Genomic DNA, 17,732 nt, shown 5'->3' with positions numbered 1-17,732 from the left:
CAAGTTTGAACGTTCTAACGTTTAAATGTTCAAATATTAGAACGCTAAACACTTTCCTTTAGCGTCTCGCTGAATATTTTCAACCCGTCATTGATTTGATCTGATGTCACGTTCAACGGGGGAATCCAGCGCAGGATGTTATCGTACGTCCCGCAGGAGAGCAGGAGCATGCCTTTCTCTTCAGCTTTATGGATAACGTCCTTGACCAATGGCTTGGCTTTTGCCTGACTACCTTCCATAACAAATTCGGTGCCGACCATCAAGCCCTTGCCGCGCACATCACCAATCTGCGGATATTCCTCCTGCAATTTGCGGAGTCCCGTCATCAATTGGATGCCTTTCTCTGCGGCATTTTCCAACATCTTCTCATCGCGCATCGCACATATGGTAGCGCTTCCCGCCGCACAGGCAATGGCGTTACCACCGTACGTCCCACCAATGGAGCCGACATCGAGTTTCTTCATGATGTCTGTACGGGTGAACACGCCGGAGAGCGGCATGCCCGAGGCGATGCCTTTTGCGGCAGTGATGATGTCAGGAACAACGCCGAAATGCTCGAGTGCAAACCATTTGCCCGTGCGTCCAAAACCCGATTGCACTTCGTCGAAGATGAGCATGATACCGTGCTTGTCGCAAATCTCACGCAAGCCTTTCATGAAAGATGCAGGCGGCACGATGTACCCGCCCTCACCCAGTACAGATTCGATCAGGATCGCGGCGGTGTCCTTCGGAGCGGTCTGTGACGCAAGGAGGTATTCCAGCTGTTCCAGCGCATACTGGCTGGCTTGCTCTTCCGTCATCTTCAGGTGGAATGCATACGGGAACGGCGTGACATATATCCCCGAAGGAAGAGGCGTAAAACCTGTGCGATAGATCGTCTTGGACGTGGTCAACGCCATCGTGGCGTGAGTCCGCCCGTGGAAGGAGCCGTTGAAGACGATCACATTCGGTCTGCCTGTGGCGGCTTTGGCGATCTTGACCGCGTTCTCCACCGCCTCCGCACCAGAGTTGGCGAAGAAGAAACTATCAATTGATGGAGGCACGATCTTTCGCAATTCTTCAATGAGTTGCAGCATCGGCTTGTGGATGACGATGTTCGCCTGCGCATGCAGGAACAAGCCCGCCTGCTCGCGGATCGCCTCCACGACCTTCGGGTGGCAGTGACCTGTGTTGGTGACTCCGATGCCGCTGGTGAAATCGAGCAGTTTTTTGCCATCATCCGTGTAGATGTATGCCCCTTCCGCACGATCGGCCACGAAATTGAAAATACGGCTCCACGCGGGAGTCATGTGGGAAAAGTTATCTTGATAGAGTTGGGTGGTCATGGATTTCCTAATTCTTCTTCAAACACGAAGGGCACGAAGTACACAAAGGGGAGGTCTTGCACCTACCCACTTTATTCCTTCGTGCCCTTTGTGTTTAATTGGCTACGCGGGCAGGTAATCAACCGCCCACTCGATATCGTGCTTCTTGAGCGTATCGGGCGTGGGGACGCCGTCGTTCGTCCAGCCTGCCATCTTGTAGTAGGTGTCGAGAGCGGTCTCAACTTCCTCATGGGTCAGGGAGAAGCCAGCGGTGGGACCCGTACCCTTCAATTCCTTGAAGAATTTCTTGGGCAGTTTGTCGTCCTTGCGGGTCAGCCCTTCGCGGGCGTTGAACACGCGGAAGAGGTCCAAACGGCGTTCGCCGACCGCCATCAACTCCTCAACGGTCACGTCCCAGCCCGTGACGGCACGCACCATCTCGACCGTCTCGGCGGGACCGTAAAGCGTCCACGCAGGACCAAAGACGAACTGGCAGACTTCAAGCGAGTCGACCATCGAATAGAAAACTTCGGTCAGGTAAGCAAAGCGGACTTTTTCGGGAGTGAGGCTGTAAGCAGGCTGCGGCTCGCCAAGTCCAAGCAGTTTGAGGCGGTCTAGGTTGAGGTCGGCAACGCCCTCTTCGTAATACGGATCATGCTCGGAGGACTGGTGATCCGCGCCGAAGGGATTGACCGCGTAGATCAAGCCGAGCGAACGCTTCGCCTGCGGCATGTGAGCAGGAGCCTCTGCGCCTTTGACGGTGATGAGGAATTCATCCGCGCCGCTGCCCCAGATCTTCGCGGCGCGTTCGGAGCCTTGCGAAAGCGCCTTACCAAAATCGCCCTCGGCGTTGACCATCATTTTCAATGCCTTGATCATCGCATCGGCATCGCCGAACTTGAGTTCAAGACCGCCCGTCTGCTCCTTCGTGATGACGCCATTCTCGAAACATTCCATCGCAAAAGCGATGGTCGCGCCCGCGGCAATAGTGTCCACCGCGTATTCGTTGCAGATCTGATTCGCAAGATTGACCGCCGCCAGGTCGCTGACTCCGCAGTACGAGCCGAACGTGCCGATGGTCTCATATTCGGCGCCGCCATAGCGGGGATCGACCTTGTACGCGCCTTCCTTGATCTCGACTACGCGCTTACAACGGACAACACAGGCATAGCAGGTATCCCGCCCCTTCAAAATCGTGGCGGACATCGTCTCGCCGCTGATGGCTTCAAAATGCTCAAACTGACCTTCGTTATAGTTGCGAGTCGGGAGTGTTCCAATCGTATTATTGAACGCCACCACTGTCGCGGTTCCGTCATTCGCCAGTCCGGGCATATCGGGGTTGTCGGGCAGTATCTTGGGACCCATCTTGTTGAGCGCGGTGAGCGCCTTGGAATCCGCAAGCGTGGGTTTCTTTTTACCGCGCACCACCACGGCTTTCAAATTCTTGGAAGCCATTACCAGGCCCATGCCCGTGCGTCCGTTGTGGCGGTTGGACATGGAAACCAAGGATGAGAACAGCACGCCATTTTCCGCGCCCATGCCATGCTGCAAGATTTCCGCTTTCGGGTCAACTTCCTTATGGATGATGTCATCCACCTCCCCCGATTTCTTCCCCATCAAATGCGCCGCGTCGCGCAGTTCATATTTACCTTCGATGATCGCCAGATACACAGGCTTCGAGGACTTCCCCTTAATTACAATTCCGTCAAACCCGGCAAACTTCAACTCGGCAGGGAAAAACCCGCCGCTCTGCGAGTCGCCGATACCGCCGCTGATGGGTGACTTGGCATTTGCATTCAAACGACTCTGACCAGAGATTGCCGCGCCCGTCGTCACACCTGCGAACAATGTCAGAACATTTTCAGGACCAAGCGGGTCGGCGCCCTTCGGCATCTCGCGCAGGATGTAGTGCATTCCCATCGCGCTCCCGCCCAGGTACTTGCGATAAAACGCCTCGTTCGGCTCCTCCACTCCAAGCGTGCCCTTTGTCAAATCAACGTGCAGGATCTTTCCGTTATATCCGTTTGGCATGGCATCCTCCGTATGAATTTTTCCACAATTATAACAACTGCCTTTGACTTTCTACAACTTGGCATTTCCGAAAGCGACAGGATGCGACCCAAGCCCAAACCTTTTCCTGCAGGCCTGTGACGCCTGCCTTCCCAACCGACGGCTGGTGAGGCGTCAAGAGGCTTTTTCTACTCTTTGAGTTTAATTATGGAGTCAGGCGGCTCATCGCCGTTCGGGAGCACACCACTGCGTGGCACTAAACTACCTGACTCCATAACGGATTCAATCGTCAGCGGCGGGGGAAGCGGAGGATTCGGGCAGGTCGTTCAGGTTGCCCCATCCAAGCGCGTTCTTCATGTCCACAGGTTTACCGTACACATCCTTCAAGATCTTCGGCGGGTCGATCTTGCCCGTCGCCAGCGATACGATGATGAAGGCGATGATCGAGATGATGAAGGCGGGCGTGGATGCGATATAAACGGCATCCCAAAACGAACAGTACAAGTCGCCTTCACAGAGGACGAAGGTCTGCTGGTAGTAATAAACCGAGAGAAAGCCCCACGATATCGAGCCAGAGAAGAATGATGTGAGCGCGCCGATGTGATTGGCTTTCTTCCAATACATGCCGATCACATAAGGCGCCACCATTCCGACCAGAATACAGGTATTCGCCAGTATTGCCAGCTCGTAGATGGTTTCCGCCCAGAGCGCGATGATGAGGCTTAAGATGCCGCTGACTGCGAGCGCAAGACGGGTGAGAAGTAATTGGGTTTTATCCGCGAGGTCGGGCTTGAAGGCCTTGACGATATTCTCCGTGAACATTGTCGCCCCAGCCAGCATGGAACTGTCGGAGGTGCTCATCAACGCCGAGGCAAGCGCCGCCACAAAGAGCGCCGTCAAAATTGGGTGCAGGTATTTCATCGCCATCGTGATGATGATAAATTGCGTTTCATCCGATGGAATATCGGGTCCGATGGCGGAATATGCTGCCATGCCGATGAACGGGGAAAGCACACCGAAGGTGATGTACAGGAACGCGGCAATATAGGTGGCTTTGACCGCCACGTTTTCGTTCTTTGCGGCGCAGGTGCGCTGGAGATAATCCTGCGCAGGAATGGAACCGAGGCCGATCGCCATCCACGCCGCGGCATAGTAGAACCATCCCAACGTGCCGCTATAGCCGAGATAGCCCTCCTCCTCTGTTGGCGCAAGCGCGAAGGGATAATCGGTGTACTGCGCGCCCGCCATGCCAAGGAAGGCATCGAGACCACCCACCGCCCATAAGATGCCGATGAAGATGACCAGCAAGCCGATGGTCGTCAGGAACATCTGCATGAAGTCGAGCGCGGTATCCGCCCATAGACCGCCTGCCATCGTGTAGATCGTCACCACGCCAGCCACCAGCACCATGCCCACGGACAAATCCCAGCCGAGCAGGGCTTGCAAAATTGCGCCGCCTGCCACGATCTGCGCCGCCGTCCAGCCGAAGTAGCCAATGATCTGTGCCACCGATCCCACCACCGACATGGTCGTGCCGTAACGCTGTTGGAAGAAATCCATGATCGTCACATATTGTGCGCGGCGCGCCAGGCGCACGATCAGGAAGGCGGACAACACGAGGCACAACGTCGCGCCAAACGGGTCGAAGATCACACCTTGCAAGCCATATTTATACGCCTCCGAACTCGACCCCATCAACGTCTCTGCGGCGAACCAGGTCGCCATGATGGACGGAGCCGCCATCCACAACGGCAGGCGGCGTCCCGCCAGCACATAATCCGTTGTCGTCTCCACTTTTTTAGACGCCCAATACCCAACCCCCAAACGGATTATCAAAATCACCACAATCCCCCCGATGATCAAACCTGAGTATTCGTACCCATCCATGGTGCCCTCCAAAAACGCGGACATCACTCCGCAAAAAATTAGCGGACAAACGCTCTCACGTTTGTCCGCTTTGTTTTTTCTATGCGGTCAGTTCCTTCATTCCATAAGGAAAGCCGTAATCTGTCATTTTTTCCATGAATGGATCAGGTGGGAAGGCCTCGGGTCCCAGTACACCTTTGCCTTTCCAGGCACCGTGCTTCAGCAAATCCATTGCGATTACCGCGGAGAAGGCGGTCTGCGCGACAACCGCCTGGCAGCCCCACGCCTTCATGCATTCTTCGTTATCCGCAACCTGATAGAGATAGACCGCCCGCTTCTTTCCATCCTTTGTGCCTGTTACATACGTCCCCGCGCAGGTCTTACCCTTCATCTTATCCCCCAGATGAGCAGGGTCTGGCAGACAGGCGGCAACCACATCTCGCGGCGCGACCTGTACACCTTTGACGTTTATCTTCTCCTTATTATCCAAGCCGAGCATGTGCAGGGTTTTCAAAACACTGATGAACTCATCGCCCAATCCATACTTGAACGTGACGCGCTTCGCCTTGACCCAGCGCGGCACAAGCAGTACCTCCTCATGTTCCACGTTAACGACTTCGACAGGTCCGATCTCAGGGAAGTCAAATATCTCAGGTTCGGAGAACGGCGGTGTGGTAAACCACTGCCCGTCCTGCCAGATCACTGGTGGATTCAGGCATTCTTCGATGGTTGTCCAGATGGAGAAGTTAGGAGCAAAGTCATAGCCTTCGATGGTGATATTCGCTCCGTCACGGACGCCAACTTCGTCAATCTCGTCGAAAAGATGATCCGCCGCATAGCGGGCGAAGACATCCGCCATGCCAGGCTCCACGCCGATACCAACGAGCGCGAGCAAACCTTTCTTTTCCCAGTCCTTGGCTTTTTCGAACTGGTAGTCGCCCAGTTTCACGCCGGGCTTGTTGAACGGGTCGGTGGGATGCGGTTCAGAGAGTGTCATCGCCATGTCCATGTAGGTCACGCCGACCTTATAGGCGGCATCGAAGATCTGCTTGTTGAAAATGGGATCCACCGAGTTCATGATGAGATCCACCCGGTATTTCTTGGCCAGTTCTTCGATGCTTTGCTGGTCCCCCGCGTCGATGAACTCGACGGGAAAGCGCTTGTTGTCCCCCAGTTTTTTCTGCACCTCTTCAGCGCGTTTGACATTGTAATCTGCCAGCACCATCAACTCCATCCACTTGCGCGGCCTGGCGATTGCGGCAATGGCCTCCCCCACTCCGCCCACTCCTACTAGCAATATTCTCATGACCTTTCCATTCTCCATAGGTTTTATAACCCGCGCATGAGCGAGTTAGAATACAAAACAATCTTTGAAAACGCTCAGAGGAGAGCGTGCGAAATGGTAAGAATAAGTTAACAGGCAGGCTGGATGCATTCGTTTCTAAAAATAGATCTCTTTGGTGATCTTCAGATACATGAAGGATTCCGTCTCGCGGACTCCATCCACCTTTGCAAGTTTTTCGGTCATGAATTTAAGCAGGTCCTCGTGGTCACTACAAAAGACTTCGACCATGATGTCGAACCTGCCGCTGACAACGACGATGTAAACAACCTCGTCGAATTTAATAAGCTTGTTTGCCACTTCCAGCATTTTGCGCCCATCCGTGCGGACGCCGATCATGGCCATGGTGCGCTTACCCATCATAAGCGGGTTGGTGACAGCGACGACTTTTAGGTAACCAAGTTTTACGAGGCGGTTGTAGCGCTGGCGGACCATGCCAGGCGAAACGCCGAGATTTTCAGCAATTTGAGCGAAGGCTTCCCTGCCGTCCCGCCGCATTGCATCGATAATATACATGTCTATCTTGTCCAGCCGCTCAGAGTGATTGCCAATTGCGCTGTCCATATTTAAATGTTATTCCTTTTCTGCAAAAATGTCAACTACATTATGATGAATAATCATAATTTACATCAATTTTGTGCTGATTCTACCATTAGGACGGCCTAATCATGACTTTATACAAACGCCTGCCGCTGCCAGCCATTAAAAAACGGCAGCCGCTCCGAATGCGACTGCCGTCTCAAATCAACTAGCTGCCAATGGAAGCTTTGAACTCCGTCCAGATGCGGTCGTACAACTGAAGAGCATCGCCCACATCCTCGATCCATTGCAATCGGGCTTCAACATCCGGGGGCGGATAGATGCCTTCGTCTGCAAGCATTTCGGGGTCAATGAATTCCTTGGAGGCTTCGTTTGGCGTTCCATAACCGACAAACTCCACGTTCTGCGCGGCAATCTCGGGGTAGTTGAGGTAGTTGATGAAGACCATCGCAGTATAAGCGTTCGGCGCATTCACGGGGATCGCGAGGTTATCCTGCCAGATGACGCAGCCTTCCTGCGGGATGACATAAATAATGCCATCGCGTCCGCCGTAATCGGGCAGTCCGGCGAGAATTGCATCACCCGTCCACATATGACCAAGGACGGTTTCGCCGGCAACGACCAGGTCATCATTGGTCTGGCTGTCATAGGCTTTTACGCACTTGGATTGCTCGATCAGCAGGTCCTTGGCTTCTTCGAGTTGGGCAGGATCGGTGGAATTTAGGGGATACCCAAGATACATGAGCGCAGCGCCAATGGTTTCACGCTGGTCGTCCAACATGCTGATCTGGCCGCAGTAGGGCGAATTCGGATCGAACATCATGCTCCAGGAATCTTCGTATTCGGTCACAACGTTTGTGTCCACGGCAAAACCAGAGGTTCCCCAGAAATAGGGAACGGTATATTTTTGTTCGGGATCGAAGTATTGGTTGACGTTCAGGTCGTCCATGTTGGAAATGTTGCTGATGAGGTTGAAATCGAGTTCCATCAACATACCTTCGGAAATCATAATCTGCACCATGTAATCCGAGGGGACGATAATGTCGTAGTCGGCGCCGCCAGCCTGGAGCGTGGCGAGAAGCGTTTCGTTCGAGTCGAAATTGGTCTCCACGACCTCCACGCCGCATTCCTCCATGAACATGTCCTTGATAGAGGGGTCGAAATACTCAACCCAGTTGTAGAAATAAATTCGTTCTGCGAGCGGCTGGCTGCCATCGCCGCAACGCTCGGACAGTTCCGCAGCGCCGCCTGCATCCGAGCCGTCGGCGGGCACGGCATCAGGGGCGGGCTGACACGCCGAAAGCACAAGAGCCACAAGCACAAACAGGTAAATCAAACTCTTTTTCATTTCTTCATCTCTCCTTTTTCTTTGTATCGGTCAACGGTCTCCGTCTAGGCGGATTTATAACTATGCGGATAGAACAGGGAACCACCTCCTTTCATTCATCAGGATAGTAACAGGAACATGGATAGGTATGCGGCGAAGGCGACGATAAAAACCGCAATCCATGCAAGCACCCTGCCGGGGTTGTTCGTCTCATGCAATTCTTCGCGGAAGCCTTTGAAGGAATTCCAAGCCCAGTAACAACCCGCCAGCAAGAGAAGCCGAATAATCAGGGACGCTGCCGTAAAATCGCCCGGCGCAAACACCGCAGGCAGGCTGGACAAGCCGTATGCACCAAGCCCCAGCCCGGCGCCAAAGGACATGGCGCGCGTGTAGAGCGCGCCGCCGCTTTGGGCTGTCAGGGAAAGCCCGACCAAGCCAATGGAACCAACGAGCAGTACCGTGGAGAGCGCGTTAATCTCCGGGGTGACGCCTTTGCGCACAAGCGAATAGATGTACAACGGCATGGTCTGATCCTGCACGCCCTTGGTAAAGACGGTGATCAGGTAGTCATCCAAAGACAGGGTGAACGCCATGAGAGCGCCGCCGATGATGCCGGGCATAAGCAGGGGCAGGGTCACCCGCTTGAAGGTATTCCACTCGTCCGCGCCAAGGTCTGCGGCGGCTTCCTCCAGCGTGCGGTCGAAGTCCGCCAGGCGGGCGCGCACGATGACATAGACAAAGGGGATGTCGAAGGCGATGTGCGCTAAAGTAATGGTGTGCAATCCGGTCGTCGCACGGATGCCAAACACGTTTTGCATAAACGGGAAAAGCGCCTGATTGAAGAACAACAGCAGGGCAATGCCCATGACGATCTCAGGAATAACAATCGGGAGATACAAATTGGCATCAAAGGTAGTCCGCAACTTGAAGCGGTAACGGTCCATTGCCAGGGCTGTCAACGTGCCGATGACAGTGGCGACAATGGTAGTAATCAAACCAACCAACAGGCTATTGCGAGCCGCTTCCAGAAGTTCGGTGTTTTGGGAGAGTTTCAAATACCATTCTGTCGAAAATCCTGTAAACACCGCTACCGAGCGGGTATCATTGAAGGAAAAGATGATCAAGATGATCACCGGCAGATAAAGGAAGCCAAACACCAAAGCCGCATTTGACCCGAGAAGCCAGCTGCCGATCCGTGTACCGAGGCGCACTTTTTGGCGGGGATACACAGGAAATGCACTCACATCGCCCTCCGCGTCTCTTCATTGCTGGAACGGAAGTAGGCGACCACCCCGATCAACACCAGCGTCATCAACACCAGCGACATTGCCGAACCAAAGGGCCAGTTGCGCGCCACGCCAAACTGACGGTTGATCAGCGTGCCGATCATCTCGACCTTCCCGCCGCCCATGATGTCGGGCGTGATGAAAGCCCCAACAACGGGAACAAATACGAGGATGAGCGCGGCGGCGACGCCGGGCAGGGTCATCGGCAGCATCACCCGCCAGAAGGCACGCTGTGGCGGCGCTCCCAAGTCCGCAGCGGCTTCCATAAGGGAGTGGTCGAACTTTTCGATGGACGCGTACATCGGCAGGACAGCGAAGGGCAGGTAGCCGTAGATCAAACCGACGACAACCGCAAACTCATTGAAGAGTAAATCCAAAGGGCCGCCAATCAGGCGCAAATTCATCAGGAATGTATTGAGCAGACCCTCTGTCGCAAGAACCGATTTGAGCGCGTACGTGCGGACGAGGAAATTCGTCCAGAATGGGATGATGACGAGAATCATCAACGCATCGCGCCAGACGGGTTTTTGCCTTGCAATAAAATAGGACAGCGGGTAGCCGATGACGATGCACCAGAATGTCACCACCAGCGCGATACGGACAGAATTCCCGAAAATCCCCATATAGAGAAAAGGATTGCAATTCACGCCTGCAAAATCGGAGGCGCAGGCGTTGAAGAACAATTCATAGTTGTTGAGCGTGTACACGGGCGGGAGCTTAATGCCGCCGGCGCGTCCGCGCTCGACAAAACTAATGAAAAGCATGATCAGGATCGGCAGGTTGAAAAAGAGAAATATCCATAGCGCCCCCGGACCCAGCAATCCTAAAAGTTGAAACCCTTTTTTACCGCGGAAGAATTTAAGCATAGTAATCCCCCGCCCTATTCTGTGAGAACGCGGGGCGAAGTAAAGGTAAAGGACATTGTCACTTCGTCACCGGTCTTCGCGATGGATTTTCGAGCAAGCGTAATATTCTGCTCGCGAACACGCGCCTTGTGACCGCCGGGGAATCGCACACCATAATGCGTATCGGTGCCAATGTAGATAACCTCCTCCACATGTCCTTTGAGGGTATTTCCATCTTTGCGATCGGAATTCAACGAGAGTTTTTCGGGACGCACCGCCACGGTTACCTGTTGTCCGTTCGTGAACGTTCGGCTCGATTCGACAAAGACGATCCCTGTTCCTGTCAGGTCAATTTCAACCTTTGAGCCGCTCTGTCCCTTCACAACACCGTCCAGGAAATTGGTCTCACCAATGAAGTCCGCAACGAACTTGGTGGCGGGGCGTTCATAGATCTCCTCCGGTACGCCGATCTGTAATGCGACCCCCTTGCTCATGACTGCGATGCGGTCACTCATGGTGAGCGCCTCCTCCTGGTCATGGGTGACATATATGAACGTAATCCCAACCTCGCGCTGGAGCGTTTTCAATTCCAATTGCATTTCCTTGCGCAGCTTCAGGTCAAGCGCACCAAGCGGTTCGTCGAGGAGAAGGACTTCAGGTTTGTTGATCAAGGCACGGGCAAGGGCGATGCGCTGTTGCTGTCCACCGGATAATTGTTTGGGACGGCGCATCTCCATGCCCGGCAAACGGACCATTTCCAGTGCTTCTGAAACCCGTTTGGAACGTTCGGTCCGGGAGACCCCTTTCATTTCCAGGCCAAACGCAATATTCTGTTCGACGGTCATATGCGGAAAGAGGGCATATTGTTGAAAGACCGTATTGACGGGCCGTTGAAAAGCAGGAACCTGGCTCATCTCCTTGCCATGAATCAGGATTTTACCTTCCGTCGGCAATTCAAAGCCAGCGATCATTCGCAGGGAGGTCGTCTTGCCGCAGCCGGATGGACCGAGCAGGGAAAAGAACTCGCCATCCTTGATCTGCATGGTGACATGATTGACCGCCGCCAAAATACCGCCCTCCGGTGTTACGAACTGCTTTAGAACATCCTGCATTTCAACTGCATACTCACTGGTCATCCATCTTCTCCTCTGAATAGTATGAAGTAAATTACATCGATTTGCTGATTTCCTTTAGCGCGTCGTCGAGACGATCAAGCAATGCATCCATCTGCTCCCGCATGACAACCAGCGGTGGCTCAATCCGGATCGTCTGCGCGTTTGTCAATGTCCCTGCCACCAAAACATTGCGCCTGAATAACGCGGAAGCCACTTTATAGCCTGTTTCGGGATTTTTGAAATGCATACCAATCAGAAGACCTTTGCCAGTTATTTTCTCATAAATTTGCGGATATTGTACAACGAATTTATCCAAATTTTCAATAAGATATTCGCCCTTCTCCGCAGCTTTTTCCCAAAGGCGCTCACGCAGAGTGATATGAATGGCAGCGATCGCGGCCGAACAGGCCAGCGCACCGCCGCCGGTGGTCGTGGTGTGCATGAAGGGGTTCGGGTACATCATCGGATGGAATATTTCCTCCGTGGTTGTCACCGCGCTGATGGGCATCACACCGCCGCCCAGTGACTTGGCAACCGTGATAACGTCGGGAGTAACATCCCAATGATCCACGCCCCATAGCTTTCCAGTCCTGCCCAATCCCGTCTGCACTTCATCTGCTATTAACAACACACCATGCTTCCTGGTTGCGGCGCGAATGCGGGGCCAGAAATCATCCGGCGGGACAATCGCCCCTGCCTCGCCCTGAATCGGTTCGAACACCACCGCTGCGACTCCAATGCCAACCTTATCGCAGATTTCGAGCTGCCGCTCCACCGCCTCTGCATCACCGAACGGGACATGATACACCTGCCCCCCATACATGGGGCCCACCGATGCACGAAAATCCGATTTCCCTATGAGTGAAAGCGAGCCCATCGTCTTGCCGTGGAAGGCTTTCACCGCCACAATGAAGGCGGTCTTCCCGGTGTACAGTTTCGCAATTTTCATGGCGGCTTCATTGGCTTCCGTACCGCTTGCGCCAAACCAGCTGTATTTCAAATCGCCGGGCAGGATGGATGCCAGCAATTTCGCCAGCACACCACGCAGCGGGTCAAGCAGCTCCTGCGATGGCATCGGCGAGCGGTCTAGTTGCGCGCGGACGGTCGCCACCACCTCGGGGTGACTCCAACCCAGGTCCATCATGCCGTAGCCGCCCAGGAAATCCAGATATTCGCGTCCCAGCACATCCTTGAAGACAGCGCCGGAACCGCTCCATTCCACCGCCGCCCAGTCGCCCGCCTCCGTCACAGATTTGCGGTACTCGAGCCAGTTGCGATTGTAATGTTCGGCAAAATTATATTTTGATTCATCAATGATCCACTTCCCCTCCTTTTCCGGAACATCCGCCTTGTGGATGATCTCGATCCATTTTTCAGCATACTCAATGGCACGATTAAGATCGCCTGACATGATCTCTCCTTATGAAATAATTCGGCAGGTCCCATCATCCGTTGACGGAACCCGCCGAATGAGGTGTAAAAAATCTATTTGTCGTATTCTTCGGGGCGCAACTTGCGGAGCGCGTCCCTGATGGGAATCAGACCAAGATAGTGAACAGGATTGGTATCCATCCGTTCGCCATCCACATCGGTGATCGGCTTGGGGGCATCCTTCTTCTGGGTCGCCAGCGAGACGACGATCATCATCGCAATGGAAGTAAGGAAGGCAGGGAGCGAGGCGATATAGGTCGCGTCCCAGAACGCGCAATCCGTGTCACCTTCACAAACGAGAAGGGTGGGGTCTCCGCCGATACCGACGTTGTAGGCGATCACAATGCCGATTGCCCACGCCAGAAACCCTCCAATGAAAGCCGCCGCCGCACCATATTGATTGGCTTTTTTCCAGTACATGCCGAATGCAAAGGGCGTGAACAAGCCGACCAGCAGGATGGACCAGGCCACCACGCCCAGTTCATAGATCACCGCCGCAGAGGCGGCAATGACGATGCCAATCGTGCCGTTGACGGCAACCATGATGCGTGTCCATTTGACTTCGCTGGCGGAATCGAGTTTTTTCCCGAATAACGGGAACAGGTTCTGGGTCACGACCGAAGCGCCCGCCAGCAGGGAGCTATCCGCTGTGCTCATCAGCGCTGAAGCGAGCGCCGCCATGAAGAGCGCCACGAGCACAGGCGGGACATAATTCAGCGCAGCCATGATCAACACCCCGTCAAAATTGACCACATTCGGGTCAAGTTTGAACATCATGATGCCGATCAAAGGAGACATGACGCCGAAGACCAGGTACAGTACACCCGCCAGATACGTTCCCCAAACCGCCGTCGATTCATTGCGAGCGGACATGGAACGCTGGAACAAGTCCTGCGTGGGAACCGAGCCGAGACCGATCGCCATCCACGCCGCCAGCCAGTAGATCCAGGCGGTCGCCTTGAAGTAGCCGAGATACCCAGCCCCGCCTTCCGTCATGTCCGGCAGAAGGGTGAACGGTTTCGGGTTGTATAGCGTTTCGCTGATGGCGGTCATGCCTTCCCAGCCGCCCACTTGATATAGCAGAAATGCAAAAATGAGGGTGACACCGCCCGCCGTGAAAAACATCTGAATGAAATCAAGCATGGTATCTGCCAGCATCCCGCCCAGCATGGTGTAGCCGACCACCCAGACGGTCACAAGCGCCATCCCGACCACGAGCGGCACATCCGGGAACAGGGCAACTACAATGGTGCCAGCGGCAACGATCTGCGCACCCGTCCAAACAAAATATGTCAAGAGTTGGGCCAGCGAAGCCAGAATGGTCATTCCCTTTCCGTAGCGGCGCTCAAAAAAGTCCACGACGGTCAGGTAGCGTGCACGGCGCATCAGGCGCGTAAAGAAAAACGCCGAAAGGAAGAGACATGCCGCCGCCCCGAACGGGTCGAACACCACCCCCTGAAATCCATATTGATATGCCGTCGAAGACGCCCCCAACAGTGTTTCAGCGGCGAACCAGGTTGCCATCACCGAGGCACCGACCATGTAGATCGGTAACCTGCGCCCGGCAACGATATAATCCGCGGCATTTGAAATTTTTCGCGAAGCCCAAATGCCGACACCCATGCGCACGGCAAAAAAGCCGACGATGAATGTCACGATCAACCAAACATGTGAATAGCCTTCCAGTTCCATTTCTTTGCAATCTCCTTTTTCCCGACCCAGCGGGTGAATTTATGCGGGCGCCCTCCCGGGGTGCCCGCGCATACCCAGAACTAGAATTTCCGGCTCCATTCCTTCGGCCAACGTTCGACCACAACTTTTTTCTGCGTGAAGAACTCCACCGCATCCGTGCCCTGCCCATGCATGTCGCCAAAGAAACTATCCTTCCAGCCGCTGAAAGGGAAGAATGCCATCGGCGCGGCAACACCAATATTGATGCCGATATTGCCCGCATCCACTTCGTAACGGAATCTCCGTGCCGCATTCCCGCTGGTAGTGAACAGGCTGGCTTGGTTGCCATACACGCCGCTGTTGGCAAGTTGGACGGCGTCATCAATGGTGTTGACGTGCATGAGACTGAGCACGGGACCAAAGATTTCCGTCTTCCAGATCTCGCTTCCAGGCTGGACGTCGGACAGGATCGTCGGGCGGACGAAGGATCCACCCTCGTAGCCTTTGATCTTCGTCCCGCGTCCATCCACGGGGACGCCTGCGCCTTCCTTTACACCGAGCGCGATCAACTGCTCCACGCGCTGCTGCGAGGCGGTGTTGATGACCGGTCCCATCTGCACGCCCGAGTCCATGCCGTAGCCGACGGTGCGCGAAGCGGCGGCGTCACAGATCAATTCGGTGAATTCGTTCTTGGCTTCGCCCACGGTCACAGCCAAAGAAACTGCCAAACAACGCTGACCAGCACACCCGAAGGCCGAATCGGCGATGATCTTCGTCGCCATTTCCATATCCGCATCAGGCAAAATGATGACGGGATTCTTCGCTCCGCCCTGCGCCTGCACGCGCTTGCCATGCGCCGCCGCAGTGGAGTAGATGTACCTCGCCACGTTGGTCGAGCCGACGAAGGTGATGGCGCGGATTGCGGGATGCTCAAGAATGCCATCCACCGCATCCTTCGCGCCGTTGACCATGTTGACCACGCCCTTGGGGAAGCCAACCTGCTCGACGAGTTTGAAAATATATTGCATCGTCATCGGAACTTTTTCGGAGGGTTTGATAACGTAGGTGTTGCCCGCCGCCAACGCATACGGCAGATACCAGAACGGAATCATGCCCGGGAAGTTGAACGGTGCGATGGTGGCACACACACCCACAGGCTGACGGATCATGATCTCGTCGATGCCGGGGGCGATATCCTCCACAAATTCGCCCTTGCCCATATGCGGCATCCCGCAGGCGACTTCGATATTTTCGTACGCGCGCACCATTTCTGCTTTTGCCTCTTCAAGGGTCTTGCCGCATTCATCCGTGATGAGCTGGGCAATTTCATCACCATGCTCGCGCATGATGTTGCGGAGTTTAAACAGGTACTGCACACGGTCATTGACGGGCGTTCTGCGCCAGCCGACAAACGCTTCACTTGCCGCTTTCGCCGCTGCAGCCACATCCGCTTTTGTGCTGAGCGGGGTCTTTGCAATCACCTTTCCCGTGGCAGGATTGATGACATCGAAATAGTCACTGACGTTAGGTTTTATCCATTCGCCGTTGATGTAATTTAGGATTTCCATATTTTCTCCGATGTAGGGGCGCAGCGACGCTGCGCCCCTACATATCATTAATTCGTCTGTGTATCCATCAATTCTGCCAGCCCCTCATCGATCATGTTCAAGCCTTCATCCAATTGTTCTTCGGTAATGATCAGCGGCGGCACGACGAAGAGGATGTTTTTGAAATTGAAGACATATACGCCATTGGAGATGAGGAAGTTCTTGAGCGCAGTGATGTCGAGCGGTTCTTTCGTCTCGCGGTTCTTCACCAATTCCAACGCGGAGAACATGCCGATGTAACGCACATCTCCCACGGACGGATGTTTGGTTTTCAATTCTTCCAAGCGCTTGCCGAGATATTTCCCCACCTTGCAGGCGTTCTCGAAGATATGATCTTCCTCATAGGCTTCGATGGTGGCAAGCGCGGCGGCGCAAGCAAGCGCGTGGCCGTTGTAGGTCAGTCCTGCTACAAGGACATGGTCATCGAAATGTTTGGCGATATGTTCGCGGACAATGACTGCGCCAAGCGGAACGTAGCCCGATGTAATTCCCTTCGCCGTGGTGATGATGTCGGGGGTGACCTCCCAGTTGTCCACGGCGAACCACTCGCCGGTGCGCCCCCAGCCGCTCATCACTTCGTCGGAAATGAGCAGGATGCCATACTTGTCGCAAATTTCGCGCATGCGGGGCCAGTATTCATCCGGCGGAATGATAAGACCGTTCGTGCCGGTCACGCCTTCGAGGATGATCGCCGCGATCTGGTCGGGACCTTCATGCTGGATGACTTCTTCCACGTGACTGATGCACTCGCGGTGACAGGTAGCCTTGGTCCAGCCAAAGGGACAGCGATAGCAATACGGGTCAAGGAAATGCACCACGCCTGAAATGGCAGGCTCCGCGGCGAGACGACGGTAGTCGCCAGTCAACGCAATCGCGCCATGCGTCGCGCCGTGATAGGAGCGATAGCGTGCCAAAATTTTGTGCCTGCCTGTGTACTGGCGGGCGATCTTGATGGCGTTCTCGTTTGCTTCCGCGCCGCCGAGGGTGAAGAAGGTCTTTTTCAAGTCTCCGGGGGTGATCTCCGCCAATTTCTTGCCGAGCAAGCCGCGCGGTTCGGTGGCAGCGCCGGGGCTGGCAAAGGTCAGCACGGCGGCTTGGTCTTGGATGGCTTTCACCACCTTGGGATGTTGATGTCCGACATTTGTATTTACCAACTGGGACGCAAAATCGAGATACCGCTTTCCATCGGCGCTGTAGAAGTACACCCCGTCCGCATGCGTCACAGGAATGGGGTTGACCGTTCCCTGCGCGCTCCATGAGAAGAAGGTGTATTCCTTATTCATATCAACAATTTCTTGAGCGGATAGTTTATTCGACATGAGTTCTCCAAAACAAAGTCAAAGGTCAACTGTCACAGATCGGTTTGACCTTCGACATTTGACCTTTGA

Annotated in this window: 13 protein-coding genes; all 13 read right to left on the bottom strand. The window is 54.5% G+C overall.

The window, feature by feature from the left end; all coding sequences use genetic code 11:
• Positions 1 to 44: 44 nt before the first annotated feature.
• The 13 genes from QY332_08545 to QY332_08485 all read right to left on the bottom strand — a co-directional run bounded on the left by QY332_08545 (position 45) and on the right by QY332_08485 (position 17,663).
• Positions 45 to 1,325, bottom strand: a complete 1,281-nt coding sequence (locus QY332_08545; protein ID WKZ37978.1) for an aminotransferase class III-fold pyridoxal phosphate-dependent enzyme — start codon at positions 1,323 to 1,325, stop codon at positions 45 to 47.
• A 102-nt stretch (positions 1,326 to 1,427) separates the two neighbouring features.
• Positions 1,428 to 3,335: an aldehyde ferredoxin oxidoreductase family protein gene (locus QY332_08540; GenBank protein WKZ37977.1), complete on the bottom strand. Its 1,908-nt coding sequence runs from the start codon at positions 3,333 to 3,335 to the stop codon at positions 1,428 to 1,430.
• Between the two features lie 261 nt (positions 3,336 to 3,596).
• Positions 3,597 to 5,201: a sodium:solute symporter family protein gene (locus QY332_08535; GenBank protein ID WKZ37976.1), complete on the bottom strand. Its 1,605-nt coding sequence runs from the start codon at positions 5,199 to 5,201 to the stop codon at positions 3,597 to 3,599.
• Positions 5,202 to 5,280: 79 nt separating this feature from the next.
• Positions 5,281 to 6,486, bottom strand: coding sequence for a saccharopine dehydrogenase C-terminal domain-containing protein (locus QY332_08530; GenBank protein WKZ37975.1), 1,206 nt, complete (start codon positions 6,484 to 6,486; stop codon positions 5,281 to 5,283).
• 135 nt (positions 6,487 to 6,621) lie between these two features.
• Positions 6,622 to 7,086, bottom strand: coding sequence for an Lrp/AsnC family transcriptional regulator (locus QY332_08525; GenBank protein WKZ37974.1), 465 nt, complete (start codon positions 7,084 to 7,086; stop codon positions 6,622 to 6,624).
• A 184-nt stretch (positions 7,087 to 7,270) separates the two neighbouring features.
• Positions 7,271 to 8,410, bottom strand: coding sequence for a spermidine/putrescine ABC transporter substrate-binding protein (locus QY332_08520; protein WKZ37973.1), 1,140 nt, complete (start codon positions 8,408 to 8,410; stop codon positions 7,271 to 7,273).
• A gap of 98 nt (positions 8,411 to 8,508) precedes the next feature.
• Positions 8,509 to 9,633 (bottom strand): ABC transporter permease, encoded by a 1,125-nt coding sequence (locus tag QY332_08515; GenBank protein ID WKZ37972.1) that lies wholly within the window; start codon positions 9,631 to 9,633, stop codon positions 8,509 to 8,511.
• On the bottom strand, positions 9,630 to 10,541 hold the full coding sequence (locus tag QY332_08510; protein ID WKZ37971.1) for an ABC transporter permease: 912 nt from the start codon (positions 10,539 to 10,541) through the stop codon (positions 9,630 to 9,632). Before QY332_08510 ends, QY332_08515 begins: the two co-directional genes overlap by 4 nt.
• 14 nt (positions 10,542 to 10,555) lie before the next feature.
• Positions 10,556 to 11,656, bottom strand: coding sequence for an ABC transporter ATP-binding protein (locus tag QY332_08505; GenBank protein WKZ37970.1), 1,101 nt, complete (start codon positions 11,654 to 11,656; stop codon positions 10,556 to 10,558).
• A gap of 31 nt (positions 11,657 to 11,687) precedes the next feature.
• A complete protein-coding gene (locus QY332_08500) occupies positions 11,688 to 13,046 on the bottom strand; it encodes an aminotransferase class III-fold pyridoxal phosphate-dependent enzyme (protein ID WKZ37969.1) in 1,359 nt (452 codons plus the stop codon).
• Between the two features lie 74 nt (positions 13,047 to 13,120).
• Positions 13,121 to 14,758, bottom strand: coding sequence for a sodium:solute symporter family protein (locus tag QY332_08495; GenBank protein WKZ37968.1), 1,638 nt, complete (start codon positions 14,756 to 14,758; stop codon positions 13,121 to 13,123).
• Positions 14,759 to 14,838: 80 nt separating this feature from the next.
• Positions 14,839 to 16,305: a CoA-acylating methylmalonate-semialdehyde dehydrogenase gene (locus QY332_08490; GenBank protein WKZ37967.1), complete on the bottom strand. Its 1,467-nt coding sequence runs from the start codon at positions 16,303 to 16,305 to the stop codon at positions 14,839 to 14,841.
• Positions 16,306 to 16,352: 47 nt separating this feature from the next.
• On the bottom strand, positions 16,353 to 17,663 hold the full coding sequence (locus tag QY332_08485) for an aminotransferase class III-fold pyridoxal phosphate-dependent enzyme (GenBank protein ID WKZ37966.1): 1,311 nt from the start codon (positions 17,661 to 17,663) through the stop codon (positions 16,353 to 16,355).
• Positions 17,664 to 17,732 lie beyond the last annotated feature (69 nt).

Source organism: Anaerolineales bacterium (assembly GCA_030583885.1).
Lineage (GTDB): Bacteria > Chloroflexota > Anaerolineae > Anaerolineales > Villigracilaceae > Villigracilis.
This window is presented reverse-complemented; position numbering and strand designations above follow the sequence as displayed.